General features: G+C 71.1%; 19 protein-coding genes. 7 read left to right on the top strand and 12 right to left on the bottom strand.

Annotation, left to right across the window (positions count from 1 at the left end):
• Nucleotides 1-60 precede the first annotated feature (60 nt).
• The 3 genes from AAFX79_12535 to AAFX79_12525 are packed head-to-tail and all read right to left on the bottom strand — an operon-like array spanning nt 61 to nt 2,672.
• Nucleotides 61-1,497, bottom strand: a complete 1,437-nt coding sequence (locus AAFX79_12535; GenBank protein MEO1009382.1) for an ABC transporter permease — start codon at nt 1,495-1,497, stop codon at nt 61-63.
• A gap of 11 nt (nt 1,498-1,508) precedes the next feature.
• Complete coding sequence (locus AAFX79_12530; protein ID MEO1009381.1) at nt 1,509-1,988, bottom strand: hypothetical protein; 480 nt, start codon at nt 1,986-1,988, stop codon at nt 1,509-1,511.
• A gap of 9 nt (nt 1,989-1,997) precedes the next feature.
• Entirely contained in the window at nt 1,998-2,672 is a 675-nt protein-coding gene (locus AAFX79_12525; protein MEO1009380.1) for an aminodeoxychorismate/anthranilate synthase component II, read from the bottom strand.
• 30 nt (nt 2,673-2,702) lie between these two features.
• On the opposite strand from AAFX79_12525, the gene AAFX79_12520 reads away from it, so the two are divergent.
• Nucleotides 2,703-3,107 carry a DUF3052 domain-containing protein gene (locus tag AAFX79_12520; GenBank protein ID MEO1009379.1) on the top strand — a complete coding sequence of 135 codons (405 nt, stop codon included), beginning with the start codon at nt 2,703-2,705 and terminating at the stop codon, nt 3,105-3,107.
• Here AAFX79_12520 and AAFX79_12515 read toward each other — a convergent pair.
• Nucleotides 3,104-3,907, bottom strand: coding sequence for a DUF1444 family protein (locus AAFX79_12515; GenBank protein ID MEO1009378.1), 804 nt, complete (start codon nt 3,905-3,907; stop codon nt 3,104-3,106). The genes AAFX79_12520 and AAFX79_12515 overlap by 4 nt on opposite strands.
• 316 nt (nt 3,908-4,223) lie before the next feature.
• Between AAFX79_12515 and acpP the strand changes: the two genes are divergently transcribed.
• Genes acpP through AAFX79_12500 form a run of 3 tightly spaced genes read left to right on the top strand, consistent with a single transcriptional unit; the run spans nt 4,224 to nt 6,124 of the window.
• Nucleotides 4,224-4,472 carry an acyl carrier protein gene (acpP, locus tag AAFX79_12510; GenBank protein ID MEO1009377.1) on the top strand — a complete coding sequence of 83 codons (249 nt, stop codon included), beginning with the start codon at nt 4,224-4,226 and terminating at the stop codon, nt 4,470-4,472.
• A 50-nt stretch (nt 4,473-4,522) separates the two neighbouring features.
• The gene (gene fabF, locus AAFX79_12505) at nt 4,523-5,806 is read left to right on the top strand and encodes a beta-ketoacyl-ACP synthase II (GenBank protein ID MEO1009376.1); all 1,284 of its coding nucleotides are present in this window, start codon (nt 4,523-4,525) and stop codon (nt 5,804-5,806) included.
• Between the two features lie 51 nt (nt 5,807-5,857).
• Nucleotides 5,858-6,124, top strand: coding sequence for a FliM/FliN family flagellar motor switch protein (locus tag AAFX79_12500; GenBank protein ID MEO1009375.1), 267 nt, complete (start codon nt 5,858-5,860; stop codon nt 6,122-6,124).
• 18 nt (nt 6,125-6,142) lie between these two features.
• On the opposite strand, the gene AAFX79_12495 is transcribed toward AAFX79_12500, so the two are convergent.
• Nucleotides 6,143-6,475 (bottom strand): hypothetical protein, encoded by a 333-nt coding sequence (locus tag AAFX79_12495; GenBank protein ID MEO1009374.1) that lies wholly within the window; start codon nt 6,473-6,475, stop codon nt 6,143-6,145.
• 169 nt (nt 6,476-6,644) lie between these two features.
• Between AAFX79_12495 and AAFX79_12490 the strand changes: the two genes are divergently transcribed.
• The 3 genes from AAFX79_12490 to AAFX79_12480 all read left to right on the top strand — a co-directional run bounded on the left by AAFX79_12490 (nt 6,645) and on the right by AAFX79_12480 (nt 8,536).
• Complete coding sequence (locus tag AAFX79_12490; GenBank protein ID MEO1009373.1) at nt 6,645-7,676, top strand: DoxX family membrane protein; 1,032 nt, start codon at nt 6,645-6,647, stop codon at nt 7,674-7,676.
• A 141-nt stretch (nt 7,677-7,817) separates the two neighbouring features.
• The gene (locus AAFX79_12485; protein ID MEO1009372.1) at nt 7,818-8,219 is read left to right on the top strand and encodes a response regulator; all 402 of its coding nucleotides are present in this window, start codon (nt 7,818-7,820) and stop codon (nt 8,217-8,219) included.
• On the top strand, nt 8,219-8,536 hold the full coding sequence (locus tag AAFX79_12480) for a hypothetical protein (protein MEO1009371.1): 318 nt from the start codon (nt 8,219-8,221) through the stop codon (nt 8,534-8,536). The genes AAFX79_12485 and AAFX79_12480 overlap by 1 nt, the downstream gene beginning before the upstream one ends.
• 16 nt (nt 8,537-8,552) lie before the next feature.
• On the opposite strand, the gene AAFX79_12475 is transcribed toward AAFX79_12480, so the two are convergent.
• From AAFX79_12475 to fliM, 7 genes are all read right to left on the bottom strand, one after another.
• A complete protein-coding gene (locus AAFX79_12475; protein ID MEO1009370.1) occupies nt 8,553-9,317 on the bottom strand; it encodes a YebC/PmpR family DNA-binding transcriptional regulator in 765 nt (254 codons plus the stop codon).
• Between the two features lie 72 nt (nt 9,318-9,389).
• Nucleotides 9,390-10,013, bottom strand: coding sequence for a hypothetical protein (locus AAFX79_12470; GenBank protein ID MEO1009369.1), 624 nt, complete (start codon nt 10,011-10,013; stop codon nt 9,390-9,392).
• The gene (gene rbfA / locus AAFX79_12465; GenBank protein ID MEO1009368.1) at nt 10,010-10,429 is read right to left on the bottom strand and encodes a 30S ribosome-binding factor RbfA; all 420 of its coding nucleotides are present in this window, start codon (nt 10,427-10,429) and stop codon (nt 10,010-10,012) included. Before rbfA ends, AAFX79_12470 begins: the two co-directional genes overlap by 4 nt.
• Nucleotides 10,426-10,848 (bottom strand): DUF503 domain-containing protein, encoded by a 423-nt coding sequence (locus tag AAFX79_12460; protein MEO1009367.1) that lies wholly within the window; start codon nt 10,846-10,848, stop codon nt 10,426-10,428. Before AAFX79_12460 ends, rbfA begins: the two co-directional genes overlap by 4 nt.
• Before the next feature lie 45 nt (nt 10,849-10,893).
• On the bottom strand, nt 10,894-13,710 hold the full coding sequence (gene infB, locus AAFX79_12455) for a translation initiation factor IF-2 (protein MEO1009366.1): 2,817 nt from the start codon (nt 13,708-13,710) through the stop codon (nt 10,894-10,896).
• 78 nt (nt 13,711-13,788) lie between these two features.
• Nucleotides 13,789-15,261, bottom strand: coding sequence for a transcription termination factor NusA (gene nusA, locus AAFX79_12450; GenBank protein ID MEO1009365.1), 1,473 nt, complete (start codon nt 15,259-15,261; stop codon nt 13,789-13,791).
• A gap of 316 nt (nt 15,262-15,577) precedes the next feature.
• Complete coding sequence (fliM, locus tag AAFX79_12445; GenBank protein MEO1009364.1) at nt 15,578-16,591, bottom strand: flagellar motor switch protein FliM; 1,014 nt, start codon at nt 16,589-16,591, stop codon at nt 15,578-15,580.
• Between the last annotated feature and the right edge of the window lie 29 nt (nt 16,592-16,620).

The following is a 16,620-nucleotide window of genomic DNA, read 5'->3' as shown; positions in this document are numbered from 1 at the left end:
TCGTCGCCTGCGCGCGAAGTGTAGCGGCGGACGTGGCTTACCCGTTTCCGCGCCGCATTCCTAGCGCCGCGCGCGCTTGGGGTCGAACGCCTCGCGGAGCCCCTCGCCCACGAAGTTGAGCGCCAGCAGCGTCGTGCCCAGCAGCAGGCAGGGGAAGAAGACCAGCCACCAGAGGGATTTGTACGGGTTCAGCTCGTTGAGACCGTCGGCGGCGAGGTTGCCCCAGCTCGGCAGCGGGGGCTTCACGCCGATGCCCAGGAAGCTCAGGAAGGACTCCTGCAGGATCGCCAGCGGCACCGTCAGCGTCGCGTACACGATGATCGGCCCGAGCAGGTTGGGCAGCAGGTGCCGCCCGAAGATGAACGTGATGGGCGTGCCGATGGAGCGGGCCGCCTCGATGAAGGGCTGGTTCTTGAGGCTGAGCACCTGCCCGCGGATGACGCGGGCCATCGTCAGCCAGCTCACGCCGCCGATCGCCACCAGCAGCACCACCAGATCGAGCACCAGCCGCACGGGCTCCCGGATCTCGCGGGGCGGCCTGGCCTGGAGGGCCATCGCGTCGAGAACGGCGCCGTTGGTGATTGGCTCGGCGCTGGCGGCCTCGGCACGAGCCTGCATGATCTGCGAGAGCACTCCGGGCATGTCCAGCTTGCCGGCGAGCGTGCCCAAGGAACCTCCCGGATCGAAGGGTGCGGCACGCCACTGGCGGATCTGGGTGTCCGAAGCCGGCCCGCTCGCATTGGCCAGGGTGGTCGCGTACCGCTCCGCCCACGCACCGCGGGCCTTTTGTCGGCTCTGGAACTCGTCGAGGGCGGCGTCGCTCGCCACGGCCAGCAGCACCACCAGCAGGATGTACGGCAGCCCGAAGAGCACGTCGACGATCCGCATCATCGCGGCGTCGGTCTTGCCCCCGGCGTAGCCCGAGATGGCGCCGTAGAGCGTGCCGATGAGCACCGAGATGAACGCCGCCGCCAGCCCGATGCCCAGCGAAATGCCCCCGCCGGTAACCACGCGGTAGAGCAGGCTGCGGCCCAGCACGTCGGTGCCCAGCAAGAGTGCGAGCCGGTTGCCGTCGTAGCACCACCGGTCCCGCATCGCGTCGGCGACCTCGCCGTCGGTCGAGTCGATGGCCTCGCGGACGTCCACGCCGAAGCGGGCGGCGACCTCCTCGGTCTCTTCGGCGGGGACGAGCTCGTTGAGGCGGCGGGCGTCGCTCTCGCCCACGGCCCACCACGGGGGCAGCCGGCCGAACTCCGCGGCGCCGGCGTTGTAGCGGGGCGTGGTGACCTTGCCCTCGGCGTTGACGCTGACGCCCGGATAGCTCGGTGACGCCGGCGAGAGCGTCCAGAACAGCCCCAGCAGGCTGACCAGCAGCATGAAGGCGATGAACGCGAAGCCGATCATGCCCGCCACGCTCCGCGTGAGCGGGTTGTCGCGGCGGACGGGTGGCGCCGCCATGGCCAGCACCGTCTCGTCTCGTGGCTTGGTCAGCGCCATGCGGCCCCCGGCTATCCCGCGGCCGATGCGTTCGGCTCGCCGCGATGCTCCCCCGCGGGCTCCTCGGCGAAGCTGGCGCCGTCCCGCACGGCGCAGGTGATCATGTCGCCGATGGCGAAGTCGCTGGCCCGCTGCCGCTCGTCGGCCAGCGTGCAGTGGAAGGCAACACCGGCATCGACGACGATGCGGCCGCCCTCGTGCGCCACCACGGTGCCCTGGATCCGCCGGGGCCGGCCGAACACCGGCTCGACGTACCGCCCGCCCGCGTCGACGGGGTCCACCCGCCGCACGTGGGCGTGGATCCGCCCCAGGATGCGGCCGCCCGGCTTCGCGGCGATGTCGCCGTCTGGCAGGAGGTGCAGCACGTAGCTGGTGTTGGGGAAGCCGATGCGGGCGAACTCGGGCTTGGTGGCGGTCGCGGACACGACCTCCTCGAGCACGCCGCGGGCGAGCCGCCGATCGATGCGTGTGGTGGGGGCGGGGTGCAGCATCGGGCGAGTCTACGCGGGCACGCGGCCTGCGCCCGCCCGTATCCGTTCCAAGAAGTTGGCCAGCAGCGTGGGCCCCTCCGCCGTCAGGTAGCTCTCGGGGTGGAACTGCACGCCCTCGAGCGGCGCGCGGCCCGGGTCGGCCCAGCGCCGCCGCATGCCCATGACCACGCGGACGGTGCCGCCGCCCGGGTCGTCCAGCGGCTCGTCGGTCCAGGCGGTGACCTCCCAGGCGTCCCGGCCCTCGACCGGCTCGGGGATGCTCGCGGCCTCGACCACCAGCGAGTGGTATCGCGCGGCCTCGAAGGGGCTCGGCAGCCCGGCGAAGAGCCCCCGGCCGTCGTGGTGCACCGGGCTCGTCTTGCCGTGCATGGGCACCCGGTGCCGGACGACCCGCATGCCGTCGGCGTCGGCCATCACCTGCTGGCCCAGGCACACGCCCAGCAGCGGGATACGGCCGCCGAAGTGCTCGATGATCGCCCGCGAGACGCCCGCCTCCGCCGGCGTGCAGGGGCCGGGCGAGATCAGGATGCCCGACGGCGCCATCGCCTCCACCTCGCTGGGCGTGATGGCGTCGTTGCGGACGACGACGAGGTCCCGGCCGGGCTGCAGGCCGCGTTCGATCTCGCCCAGCCGCTGGACGAGATTCCAGGTGAAGCTGTCGTAGTTGTCGATCAGCAGGATCACGGCGAAGCGTAGCGATCGATATCCTCGGATATGGCCGGGTACTCGGGCACGCCGCTCGCCACCAAGCTGGGCATCAAGCCCGGGGCGCGGGTGTGCCTGCTTGCGGCACCGGCGGGCTTCGAGGTCGGGGGAATGCCCGACGAGGCGGAGGTCCGCACGTCGCTGCGCGGCACCAGGCCCCTCGATGTCGTCGTGCTGTTCTGCCCGGACGCGGCAACGCTCCGGCGGCGCTTCGATGCCGCGGCCGCGCGGCTGTCGACGAGCGGCGGGCTGTGGATCGCCTGGCCCAAGAAGGCCAGCGGCGTCGCCACCGATCTCGACGACGCCGCGGTCCGGGCCTTCGGGCTCGCCGCCGGCCTCGTGGACAACAAGGTCTGCGCCGTGGACGAGGTCTGGTCCGGGCTGCGATTCGTGCGGCGCCTGCGCGACCGCTAGGCGGCCTGGCTCTCCTCGCTGGTGCCCGCCACGCCGTCGCGGGTCACGTAGAAGAGCTTGTCGGTGATGGGGTAGGGCAGCCGCTCGTAGTCCTGGCGGACGCGGTCCTGGATGCGGGCGACGAACTCGGCGGGCTCCCGAGAGAGGGCCACGAACATGTCCCGCGCGGGGACGGCCACCAGGAAGTCGCCGCCCAGGGTGGGGGCGAGCCTGGGGTAGAGCTGGCCCAGCAGCAGCCGGGCGGCGTCGTAGCCGTCCTGCTCGGCGAGGATGGCCGCGTAGCCGCCCTCGCGGCTCTCGACCATCTGCACGTCCATCTCCGGCGCGTAGGCGTCGAGGTTCTCGCGGGCCATCTGCTCCAGCTCGTCGACGCACACGTCCCACTGCACGAGCTGCTCGGTGGTGATGCTCACGGTCATCTGCGGCAGATCGAGCACGAAGACGATGACCGAGCCGTTGACGAAGGGCACGTGGGCGACCAGCCGCTCGCTGAGGTGCTCGAAGATCGACTCGGGCTGGATGCGGGGCATGATCCGTGGACGGGCCACGTCCAGCGACATGCCGTTGACGTACAGCAGATCGCCGGCGAAGAGCTGCTCGAGGTAGTGCTCGACGATCTCGACGCCCCGGCCCGGATCGTGCCGCACGATGCGGTAGAGGTTGATCAGGTCCAGCCGGCGGCCGGCGATGACCAGCTCATCTTCCCGGACCGAGTCGATGTCCAGCTCGGGCTGCATCCGACGCAGGATCTGGGCCACGTGCTGGCAGAACTCGGTTGGATCGTCGGGCATCATGCTCATGGACCAACTCCCCCCGCCGCGTGCTGCTTCCGCGGTCCGCCCCGGGATCGGGATGACGTGCATGCCGATCCACCACGCCCCGCACGTTGCGGCGTCGCCGGGGCGTGCGGGCCCCCAGGCGCGGCAAGGGGCACCCAGACCGCACAGACCGACGCCCCAGAACGGCGGGTCGCACCCGCGTCGTCTCAGGGGAGGCTTCGGGGTAGAATCGCGCTCACCCGGATCGGTGTGCGTTGGGGGGACCCTCCGCCCGCGGCCGTTTTCTGGGCCCCTAGTTGCCCGCCCGGAAGGGCCGGGCGGATGCGGAGGCACGCAGGTGACCGAATCGGAAATCGAGGCGAAGGTAATCGACATCGTCGCCGAGCAGATGCACGCCGACCGGGAGAAGATCTCGCGCGACACCAGCTTCGTCGAGGATCTCAACGCCGATAGCCTGGACACCGTCGAGCTCGTCATGGAATTCGAGGACGAGTTCGAGACGTCCATCCCCGACGAGCAGGCCGAGCAGATCAAGACCGTCGGCCAGGCCATCGACTTCATCAAGCAGGCCCACGGCATCGAGTGACGCCCCCGCCCAGCCGGGCTCCCGGGAGCACTCCGGGCCCGCACGCCACCATGCCGAACCCAAGCCAGCATCCCCATCGCGTCGTGGTTACCGGCGTCGGCGCCGTCACGCCGATCGGGCTATCGCTGCCCGAGGTCTGGGCGTCCATGCGCGACGGGCGGACGGGCATCTCCAAGCTCACCGGCGAGGACTTCGACCAGTTCGAGGGCCAGTGGTCCACGCACGTCGCCGCCCAGATCGGCGGCTGGAACGCCGCCGACCACATCGACGCCCGCGAGGCCAAGCGGCTGGATCGATCGACCCAGTTCGCGATGGCCGCCACCGCAAGCGCCGTGGCCGATAGCGGCCTGCAGCCCGAGCACCTCCAGACCGAGCGGGCCGGCGTGGCCTTCGGATCCGGCGTGGGCGGCATCTCCACCATCGAGAGCGGCCACAGCATCCTGCTCGAGAAGGGGCCCAAGCGGCTCAGCCCGCTGACGGTGCCCCGGCTGATGGTCAACGCGTCGGCGGGCAATATCTCGATTACCTACGGCCTCCGCGGGCCGGCCACGGCGACCGCCACCGCCTGCGCCAGCTCGGGCAACGCCATCGGCGAGGCCGTCGAGCACATCCGCAAGGGCCGCTGCGACCTCATGATCGCCGGCGGCACCGAGGCGGCCATCACCCCGCTGTGCGTGGGCGCCTTCCAGGCCATGCGGGCCCTCAGCTCGACCACAGATCCCGCGGCCGCGAGCCGGCCGTTCGATGCGGCCCGCGACGGATTCGTGCTGGCCGAGGGTGCCGTCGCCGTCACGCTGGAATCCGAGGCCCACGCGAAGGCCCGCGGCGCGACCATCCTGGCCGAACTCGCGGGATGGGCCTGCAGCGCCGATGCGCACCACATCACGGCGCCCGACGAGGCCGGCCGGGGCGCCAAGCAGGCCATGCGCTGGGCGCTCGACGATGCGGGCCTCAACCCCACCGACATCGATTACGTCAACGCCCACGGCACGTCCACGCCGCTGGGCGATCGGGCCGAGGTCGCCGCGGTGCTCGAGCTCTTCGGCGACCATGCCCGCGCGTCGGCGGGCGGCTCGCTGCTCATGAGCTCCACCAAGTCGGTGCACGGCCACGCCCTGGGCGCGTCGGGCGCCGTGGAACTGATCGCCTGCGTCCAGGCCATCCGAGAGGGCGTGGTGCCGCCGACGGTGAACCTCGAGACGCCCGAGGACGCCTTCGACCTCGACCTCGTGCCCGGGACGGCCCGCGAGCGCACGGTCCGCTACTGCATGAACAACACATTCGGCTTCGGCGGGCACAACGTCAGCCTGGTGGTGGGCTCGTACGACGGCTAGGGGCCGTCCGCCGCCTAAAGCCCATCCCCGCCGGCGACCGATGCCCCCTGCGTGGCCCGCGACGTCCGCACCGTGCTCAGCCTGGAAGTCCCCATCGTCGTCGTGCTGGGCGAGCGCAGCATGACCGTGGGCGAGGTCATGGCCCTGAAGAGCGGGTCGATCATTGAGCTGAGCCGGCCGGCAGAGGAAGACCTCTTCCTGTGCGTAAACAACCGCACCACGGGGCGGGGCACCGCCGTCAAGGTCGGCGAGAACTTCGGCCTGCGGATCACCAGCATCGGCGACCAGGCCGACCGCGTGCGGGCGCTCGGCAGCTAGGCCAAGGCCTTCGGCCTGCTAGAAGACAGCCAGCAGCACGAATCCGGCGAGGGCCAGGATGGCCACGACGAACGCCCACCAGGGCGTGCCGCCCCGTGGCTTGCTGCCCGGTCCGACGCCCGCGTTGCAGTGCCAGCACACGGTGGCGTCGTCGTAGAGCTCGGTGCCGCAGCGCCAGCACGATTGCGTGACCCCGGAGAACTTCTCCAGGTCATCGAGGCTCGGTCCCTCGTCGAGCTCCTCGCGGACCGCGGGCGGGGCCTCGGCGACGTCGCCCCGCAGCGCCGCCGCCCGCCGCTCGATCGCGTCGTCCGGCATGTCGTCCAACGGGATGTTGCCGTGCCGCACCATACAGAGAAATGGTACCGGCGTGGATGTCCGCGGAGGGCGGGCGGCACGCGCGGGGGGTGGATCCCAACGAGATGCGGGCACGCACCAACGGCGGCTCGTGCGCCCATCGGGCCGCGAACAATCCCGCGGCCGGCCGCCGCTCGTGTGGCCCCAGACTCGGAGGGAACTCATGGCCCACACGCTCACGATCGGCCAGCGCTCGGCCTTGACGATGACGCCGCTGCTGCTGCGGCTGGCGCTCGCCCTGACGTTCATCTGGGCGGGTGTTACCAAGGTGTTCGGAACGATGGACGTCACCGACCAGAACCGCGGCGCGCTCGTGGCGGCCGGGGTCCTCTCGTCCGCCGCCGCGGCCACGCCCGCCGAGCCCGCCCACGAAGACCCCGCCCCGGACGGATCGCCACCAGCTGACACAACCCGTGCAGATCCGCAGCCAGAACCCACGCCAGAACCCACGCCAGAACCCGAGCCGACTCCACCGACCGAGCTGGAGCCCGACCCACAGCCCGATCCCGCGGATCCGCCGATCATCGAGCCCGCACCCTTGCCCGAGGATCCGCCGGCCGATCCAGTTCCCGCTGAACCAGCTCCCGTAGATCCGGATCCGGCGACGCCCCAGTCCCCGCCGTCGACGCCGCGGCCCTCGTCGAATCCGCCCGACACCGCCGCCGACGCGCCGGGTGTGCGGGCGGTGCTGGTGTCCCAGCCCGCGGCCGCCTCGGACGTGCGGGCGCTGCACGGCCTGTCGCTTGCGATCCACGCCGCCGCCAACCCGGCGCCTACCGAGGCCGAGGCGGGCGCCGCCGCCGAGCCCGCCATGCCGCTGCTGCCCGCCGGCCTCGGTGCGCCGCCGTGGCCCGTGCGGCTGGCGTGGGCGGCGGCGCTGGCCGAGCTCGTCGGCGGCATCCTGCTGCTGGGCGGCTTCGCGACGCGGCTGTCGGCGTTGGCCATCGCCGGTGTCATGGCGATGGCGGCCTGGATGACCCAGATCGGGCCCGCCATCCAGGCGGGCGATGCCGTGCTCGGCTTCCTGCCCGGCGGCGAGGGCTACGACCCCTGGGACCTGCGGACCTACTCGACCTTCCTGTGGCAGATCGCGCTGCTGGCGGCCTCGCTGGGCCTCGTGTTCTCGGGCGGTGGCGGCCTCTCGCTGGACGCCTGGATGTTCGGGCGGTCGGGGTCGCCCGGCGACGACGACTAGCCCCTCGCCCGCGAGGGCCAACCCGGCGGAACACTTGCCGTCCCCCGGCCGAACGGCTTCAATGGCCCCGCACGCCCATTGCGGGCGTGATCGGGCTACCGATCGCATCTAGCGGGCCTTCGCCGCAAGGGAGCCACCGACGTGACGGCCACCGACACCAGCATCCTCCAGGACAGCGTCATCCTCATCGTCGACGACGACCGCGACGTGCTGACGGCCGTCGAGGCGGCCTTCCGCGCCGAGGGCGCCGAGACGATCACCGCCTCGGACGGCAACGCCGCCATCGAGCGGTGCGCCGAGGGCAAGCCCGATCTGGTCGTGCTCGACATGATGCTGCCCGGTCGCTCGGGCTTCCTGGCCCTCGAGAAGATCAAGGGCAACGACGACAGCCCGCTGGTCATCATGGTGACGGCCAACGACGGCAAGCGGCACGAGGCGTACGCCCAGTCGCTCGGCGTGGACCACTACCTGATCAAGCCGGTGCCGCTCGGCCAGCTCACCGAGACCGCCGCCACGCTGCTGGCCAGCCGGAGCGGCGGCTGATGGGTCGCCGCCAGATCGTCATCGTCTCGTCGAGCCCGGCCGACGAGGGCCTGCCGCCGCTGGGCACCGTCGACGAGGTCACCGAGGCCCTGGCCGAGTACAACACCGCGCCGGACGGCTCGGCGGGCGAGGGCGCGGGCACCCACCTGCTGCATGGCCCCGGGCTGGTCGTCGAGATCCCCCGCAACATCGATCGCGTGACGCAGGGGCTGGTGACGCTCATCGACGAGGACATCGCCTGGCCCGTGCTCATGAAGGTCATAAAGGCGCTGCCCTGGAAGCTGCTGGACCTCGAGACCGGCCGCAGCCTGGGCTAGGGCGAGGCCGACCTCGCTACGCCTCCGCGGCCGCCTCGGCGAGATCCTCGTCGAGGTTGTGGTAGACCTTCTGCACGTCCTCGTTGTCCTCGATGGCGTCGATGAGCTTCATGAGCTTCGCGGCGTCGTCGGCCTCGGCCTGCGCGATGGTGGTGGGGATCTTGGTGATCTGCGCCTCGAGGATCTCCACCCCGGCATCCTCGATCGCCTGCTTGACCTGATGGAACTCGGTGCGCTCGGTGGTGACGGTCCAGCCGCCGTCCTCGCCGCTATCGGGATCCGGGGCGTCGATGTCCTCGGCGCCGGCCTCGAGGGCGACCTCCATGATCTGCTCCTCGCTGGTCTTCGAGGCCTCGATGATGATCTGGCCCTTGGTCTCGAACATGAAGGCGACCGAGCCGGCGTTGCCCAGCGTGCCCCCGCCGCGGTTGAAGAGGAACCGCAGGTCGTTGACGGTGCGGGTCTTGTTGTCGGTCAGGGCGTCGACGATGATCGCCACGCCGCCCGGGCCGTAGCCCTCGTAGGTGGTCTCCTCGAAGTCGGCCCCGCCCGCGGCGCCGGCGCCCTTGTCGACGGCACGCTTGATCGTGTCCTTGGGCATGTTGGCGTAGCGGGCCTCGTCGATGGCGTACCGCAGCGCGAGGTTGGTCTCGGGGTCGGGCCCGCCCGCGCGCGCCGCGGCCATGATCGCCTTGGAGCACTTGGACCAGATCTTGCCCTTCTTCTTGTCCTGCCGCTCCTTGCGGTGGCGGATGTTCGCCCACTTGCTGTGTCCGGCCACGGGTCACTCCTCGCCCCTCGCGGGCGCTGCGGCTGCGTCTCTCGAATGAGTATACGGAACGCGCCGGCGTTGCTAGATCGCGGCGGCCAGTCCCTCGACGCGGGCGTACGCCAGGCGGGGGTCATCCGTGCCGCTGCCGGCAAGCGCCCGCTCGGCGGCGGCCGCCGCGTCCGCGTCGCCGCCGACGACGCCCGCCCGCTTCAGCGCTGCAAGCAGGCGATCGTCGATCGGCACGTCCCGGCCATCCGCGTGCAGCAGCCGCACGCGATCGACCACGAATCGCGGCACGCCCAGCAAGTCCTGGAGGTCGGGACGGCCCGCGCGGGCGGGGCGTTCTAGCAGCCCGGCGATGCTGACGCGGTGCCGCGACGCGTAGGCGGCCCCGAGCGCCCGGCGCAGCGTCCCGGCCCGCTCCAGAGAGCAGCCGGCGGCGTCGGCGATCTCCCCGGGCAGCGCCACGCGGACCTCGTGCAGGTCCACGAAGGCATCCCGGAGCCCTTGCACGGCGGTGCCGGCGGCATCGAGGCCCGCATCGCACGCGAGGATCGAGAACACGAGATCGGCCGTCGGCGGATCGACGCGGCCCGGCAGCATCGCGGACGGGTCGGGCATGTCGACGGCGACCGCCGCGGCCAACGCGCCCGATGCATCGGCCTCACGCGCCGCGACCCCGGAGCGCGCGGGCCGCCCGCTCACGGCCTCGGCTCCGTGGCGTCGCGTGCTTCGACATCAACAGCTTCGGCATCGTCCGCTTCGGGAGTGTTCGGGTCGTCCTCCTCGCGGACCTGCGCGAGCGCGTCGAGCACCTCGGCCTGCTTCTTGAGCGATGTGTCGAGGCGGAAGCGCAGCTCGGGCATCGCCCGCGTGCGGATCAGCTCGCCCACCTCGCGGCGGACGTGCCGCCGGGCACTCCTGAGGCCGTGCAGCGTGAGCTCCTGGTGCTCCTCGGGCAGCACGGAGATGCCCACGTCGGCGAACTTGCCGTCGGGCGTGATCTCCACCCTGGTGATGGTGATCAGGCCGCGAATGCGGGGATCCTGTAGCCCCCGGGCGAGCACCTGCTGGATGCCCCGCTCGATGGACGACACCAGCCGCTCCCGCTTGGCACTCATGGGCGCTCGGTCCCGCCCGAGGTGCCGTTCGGGTCGCGATCCGGAGACTCCCCGTTCGAGAAGTGCGCCAGCATCTCGCCGTCGATATCGTGCGGATCCGCGGCCTCGCCGGCCGGGGCCTCGCCCTCCTCGCTGGGCACGATGATCTCGCGGCGGACGGCGCCCACCTGGCCGTCTCGCAGCTTGGTCAGCGTGTTCCACGCGGCGTCGAGAATCTCGTGCGCCCGCTTGCCGTCGCGGGCGGCGCAGGCCAGGCCCATGACCGCCATGTCCAGCGTGTCGTGCGCATCCACCTCGGCGATGCTCACTCGCAGCTCCCGGCTGAGCCGATCGCGCACCGAGCGTACGACGGCCCGTTTGTCCTTGAGGGACTCCGAGCCCGGTACGAGCAGTTCGAATTGGAGCACGCCGATGACCATGGGCAGCAACGAATGGGCAGCGCTGGATCGCGGGGCGCGGCCGGATTAGAGCGTCCGCTTCACCTCGACCTGCTTGTAGCACTCGAGGATGTCGCCTTCCTTGATGTCGTCGTAGCCGTCGATCTTCATGCCGCACTCCATGTTGGCGCGGACTTCCTTGGCGTCGTCCTTGAATCGCTTGAGCTGGGCCAGCTTGCGGTCGTTCTCGATGACGATGTCGCCGCGGGTGACGCGGATGAGCGCGTCCCGCTGCACCACGCCGTCGGTGACGTAGCAGCCCGCGATGTTGCCCACCTTGCTGACCTTGAACACCGCGCGGACCTCGGCGTGCCCCAGCACCTCCTGGCGGAGCTCGGGCTCGAGCAGGCCCTCGGCGGCCTTCTGCATGTCCTCGGTGATGTGGTAGATCACGTCGTACGTGCGGATCTGCACGCCCTTGGTGTCCGCCAGCTTGCGGGCCTTGCCCGACGGAATGACGTTGAAGCCGACGATGACCGCCTTGGAGGCCTCGGCCAGCAGCACGTCGCTCTCGGTCACGCCGCCCACGGCCGAGTGGATGACCCGCACGCGGATCTCCTCGTTGGAGACCTTCTCGATCTCGCTCTTGAGCACGTCGACCGAGCCCTGCACGTCGGCCTTGAGCACGACGAGGATCTCCTTGAGCTCGGCCTCGGCCATCTGGCTGAACATCCGATCCAGCGTCATGGTCGGCTGGGCGAGCTGCTCCTCGCGCTCCCGGCCTCGCCGCTGCTCGGCGGCGTTCTGGGCCTCCTTGAGCGTGGCGGCGACGAAGAACTTGTCGCCCGCGTCGGGCAGCTCGTCGATGCCCGTCACCTGCAGCGGCATGGGCGGGTGGGCCTCCTTGATCCGCGTGCCCTTGTCGTCGGTCAGGTCGCGGACGCGGCCGAACGCGCGGCCCGCGACGATGAAGTCGCCGACCTTCAGCGCGCCCTCTTGGAGCAGGACGTTCATCACGGCGCCGCGGCCCGGCTCCATCTGGCTCTCGATGACCGTGCCGCGGGCGTTGCCGCCGTGGTCGGCCTTCAGCTCCAGCAGGTCGGCCTGGATGTCGAGGGTCTCGAGCAGCTCGTCGATGCCCTGGCCCGTCTGGGCGCTGGTGCGGATGACCTCGGTGTCGCCGCCCCAGTCCACGGGGTTGAGCTCGTGGCCCGCCAGCTGGCCCAGGATCTCCTGGATGCGCGCGTCGGTGGCCTCGGGCTTGTCGATCTTGTTGAGCGCCACCACGATCGGCACGCCGGCAGCCTTTGCGTGGCTGATCGACTCGGCCGTCTGCGGCATCACGCCGTCGTCGGCGGCGATCACCAGCACCACGATGTCGGTTACCGTCGCGCCGCGGGAGCGCATGGCCGTGAACGCCTCGTGGCCCGGGGTATCGATGAAGACGACCTGCTTCTCCGAGGCCTTCTTGCCCTCGCCCACCTTGACGGGCACGCGGAAGGCGCTGGTGGCCTGCGTGATGCCGCCGGCCTCGCCCGCCGCCACGTTGGCGTTGCGGATCTTGTCGAGCAGGCTGGTCTTGCCGTGGTCGACGTGGCCCAGGATGGTGACCACCGGGCCGCGGGCCCGCTCGTCGACGGTCGTGCGGTCCTCGAACTGGGCGGCGACCGCCTCCTCGGCGCTCTTGGCGGCGGCGACTTCGAGCTCGATGTCGAAGTCCATCATGATCTCTTGGGCCTTCTCGACCTCGATGCCGCTGTTGATCTGCGCCATGATGCCCTGCATGAAGAGCTTCTTGACGATCTCGGCGGCCTTCACGCCGGTGGCGGCGGAGAGATCCTTGATGGTGAACGGCGCGGCGATCTTCACCGTGCCGCCCATCTGCGCGGGCGTCTGCGGCCGCTGCTGGCCGCTGCTGCGGGCCAGGTCCTGGCGGCGCTTCTTGAGGTAGCCGCCCGATTGCTGGAGCTTGGCCTCCCGCTCGATGAGGTCCTGCTCGCGCCACATGCCGCTGCCGCCGGTGGGCTGGTCCTGCCGCCCGCGGCGACGCGTGCTGCCCCCGCCGCGGCGGCCGCCGCCCGGGCCCCCGGCGCCGCCGGGACCCGCGGGCATGTCCATCGGGCCCGCCGGCGGGCCGTAGCCGCCCCCGCCCCGCGGGCCGCGGCTGCGCGGCCGGGTGTCGACCTGCTCGGGCGCCTCGACGCGGACGATCTTCGGTCCGCTCAGCTTGACGGGCGTCTTCTTCTGCAGCATCGGCCCCGCGGGCGCGACCACCTTGGGCCGGTCGGGCACGTTCTCGGGCGCGGGCGTGCCGGGCTTGATGGGGCCCTGGTCGGCCGGGGGCGCCGCGTCGGCCGCGGGTGCACTGGCGGCGGCGGCCGATGCCCCGCCGGCACCGGTCTCATCCGTGGCCGCTGCCGGCGCTTCGGCGGGTGCGTCCGTGGGCGTACCGGCTGCCGGCGCTTCGGGCGCAGCAGCGGGGGCCTCCGCGGCGGCGTCGGTCGTGCTCGCGTCGCCGTCGGCGGGGGCGTCATCGCCCGGCGCGGCGGGCGCCGCGGCGCGATTCGAACGCGCGGGCGGCTCGGCGATCGCGGTTGCGGTCTCGCCGCCGGCATCGGCCGACTCCGCCTTCTTGGTTGCGGCCTTCTTGCGGGCCTTGGCACGCGGCTTGGCCCGGGCCTTCGAGAGATCCACCGGCTTGGCGGTCTCGACGGCGGTGTGCGGCTTGGCCTCGCCCTCCTCGCCGGCGAACCACTCCCGCACGGTCGCCTCGAGGCCGACCGACACCGTCGACATGTGGTTCTTCACCACCGACTCGGGGATGCCCTCGTCGCGGCACTTCTGCACGATCGCCTTGGAGGCGATGCCCAGTTCCTTCGCAAGCTCGAACACGCGCTTAGCCAAGCGTTCCTCCACAGGCCGGGCGGCACACCATCCGCCGCCCGGCATCCCGCCGCGTCACCCGCGGCCTCGAATGCTCGATCAGCTGCCCAGGATCTCCGCGGCCCTCGACTCGCCGTCGCTCTCTCCGTTATCCGCGGCCCCACCCTGGGCCTCGCCGGGCGAATCCCCGGAGCCCCCCGAGTGCTCGCCGGCGGGCGTCTCGCCGCCGGCGGTCCCGGGCTCGGAGCCCGCCTGCGCCTCGGTCGCGCCGCCGCCCGCGAGGATCGCCGCCGCCGCCGAATCGGCGTCCGGTGCGTCGGCGGGGCCCAGCAGGTCCTCGCCCGCGGCGATCCGCGCCTGCTCTTCCTGCCGCCGCCGCTCGGCCTCTTCCTTCTCGCGGGCCTGCTGCTCCTCGACGATCTTGGCCTTCGCCGCGGCCAGCTCCACGGCGTTGGCCGCGTGCTCGGCGGAGATCTCCAGCTCGGTCGCCAGCATGTCGGCGCCGATCTCGACGATGTCGAAGACGCTGATCATGCCCAGCGCCGCGAGGCGATCGACCATCTGCTCGTCGATGGGCTCGATCTCCTGCAGCGTCTGCGACAGGGTCTCCAGTCCCTTGGTGAACTCCTCGGGCGTCAGGATGTCCACGTCCCAGCCGGTCAGCTTCGCCGCCAAGCGGACGTTCTGCCCCCGCTTGCCGATGGCCAGGCTCAGCTGGTCCTCGCGGACCACCACCGTGGCGCGTCCCAGCTCGAAGCACAGGCTGATCTCGGCCACCTCGGCGGGCTTGAGCGCGTTCTGGATGAGGATTTGGCTCGACTCGTTCCATCGCACGATGTCGATCTTCTCGCCGTTGAGCTCGTCGACGATGTTCTTGATGCGGCTGCCCCGCACGCCGACGCAGGCGCCCACCGCGTCGACGCGGCTGTCGATCGAGCTGACGGCGATCTTGGTTCGCTGCCCGGGCTCGCGGGCCATCGCCTTGACCTCGATGATCCGCTCGGCCACCTCGGGCACCTCGACCTCGAAGAGCCGCTTGATGAAGTCCTCATGCCCCCGAGTGAGCACCACGCGGGTGGCGGTGCCGTCCCGCTTGACGTCCAGGATCATCGCGCGAACGCGGTCGCCCGGGCCGAACTGCTCGCCGGGGATCTGCTCCTGGCGGGGCATCTCGCCCTCGCCGGCGTCCAGGGAGACCATCAGCCGCCCGCCGCGCTCGTATCGCTGGGCGGCGCCGGTGACGATCTGGCCCACGCGGTTCTGGTAGCGGTCGTAGAGGCTCGTCTGCTCGTCCTCGCGGAACTTCTGGATCATGACCTGCTTGAAGGTCTGGGCGGCGATGCGGCCCAGGCCCTCGGGGTCCAGCTCCAGCGGCTCGCCGTGGCGGGTCACCGACATCTCGCCGCTCAGCGGATCGACGGTGCAGACGAACTCCTCCATGTCCAGCGAGCCGTAGTGCTTCCGCGCCGCGCTCACCATCGCCTGCTCGAGATCGTGGATCAGCACCGATCGCTCCACCTTGCGGTCGCGGGCGATCGAGTCGAGGATCCTGAGCATTTCCGGGCCGTTCAACGTCCGCGTCCTCCGACGCCCGCCGCGGGGCGGGCTCCAAAATGCAACCCGGGCCACGAGACGCCCAACGCGCCCCGGACCCGGCCACGAACCGCACACCGCGGGTGCGTCGGGATGTGCCGGACGATCACATCATCGGCGGCGATCCCCACGCATCGACCCACGCATCGACCAGTGCACCGATGCGGCCACGGCTCGCGTCGCGAGCACGCACAGCCGACCGCGATCGATCCCGGTGCGATTCATAGCAAGGAGATGTTAGGACGCGGCAGAATCGTGTCAACCGAGCGCGGCCGACCAGCCCCAGCCGATCCCGTCAGAAGCGGTCCTTGGGCGTGACCGGCCGCACGATCTGCACGGCGCGGTGATCGCGGCACTGGCCGATGCGGGCCAGGAACTTCCGCTGGCCCTCGACGCAGAAGACCACGTCCCGCTCCGACTTGGTTTCGGTCAGGATCAAGTCGCCCTCGGCCATGCTCGAGAGGTCCTGCAGGCTCATGGTGCTGTAGGCCAGCACCGCCGCCGCCGACACCGGCGCCGCCGAGAGCGACTCGTTCAGGCGGGTGCTGACGCCCGGGATGCGGCTGGCCTGGCCCGAACTGAACCACGTCTGGTCGCTGACGGCGTCCATGACCGGCTCGATGACGTTGTAGGGGATGCACAGGCTCATGGTGCCCGCACGGTTGGACATCTTGATCTCGAAGCCCACCACGACCACGACCTCGTTAGGCGGCACGATCTGCACCAGCTGCGGGTTGCTCTCGGTCGCGGTGACGTGGAAATTCATCTCCTTGACGCCCGCCCAGGCCTCGCTGAGCGCCTCGAGGCCCCGCGTGGTGACGTTGCCGATCAGCCGGCTCTCGATGAGCGTCATGGGCCGCTGGGGGATGAACAGGTCCTGGCTGGTGCCCCCCAGCAGTCGATCGATGATCGGGTAGATGATCAGCGGGCTGAGCTCCATGCACATCTGGCCCTCGAGCACGTCGCTCTCGATCAGGTTGAACGACGTGGGGTTGGGCAGCGCGCTGATGAACTCGCCGTAGGTCATCTGGTCGCACGTGGCGACCTTGACCTCCACGATCGTCCGCAGGAAGCCCGAGAGCGAGGCCCCGAAGTTCCGCGAGAACTGCTCGTGCAGCGTCTGCAGCGACCGCATCTGGTCCTTGCTGACGCGCTCGGGTCGCTTGAAGTCGTACGTGCGGACCTCGACCTCGTCGAAGTCCTTGCGGTGGCGGCTGAAGATCTTGACCTCGTGGGTCTCGTCCTCGACCTCGCCGCTGCCGACGGCGGCAAGCAGGGCATCGACCTCGTTCTGGTCCAGGATGTCCATGGAGGCTCCAACCCGAGGACGAGCCGCCG

This window comes from Planctomycetota bacterium, from assembly GCA_039819165.1.
Classification (GTDB): Bacteria; Planctomycetota; Phycisphaerae; order Phycisphaerales; family UBA1924; genus JAHCJI01.
Note: the sequence above shows the minus strand (reverse complement) of the source record. Positions and strands in the feature narration are given on the sequence as shown.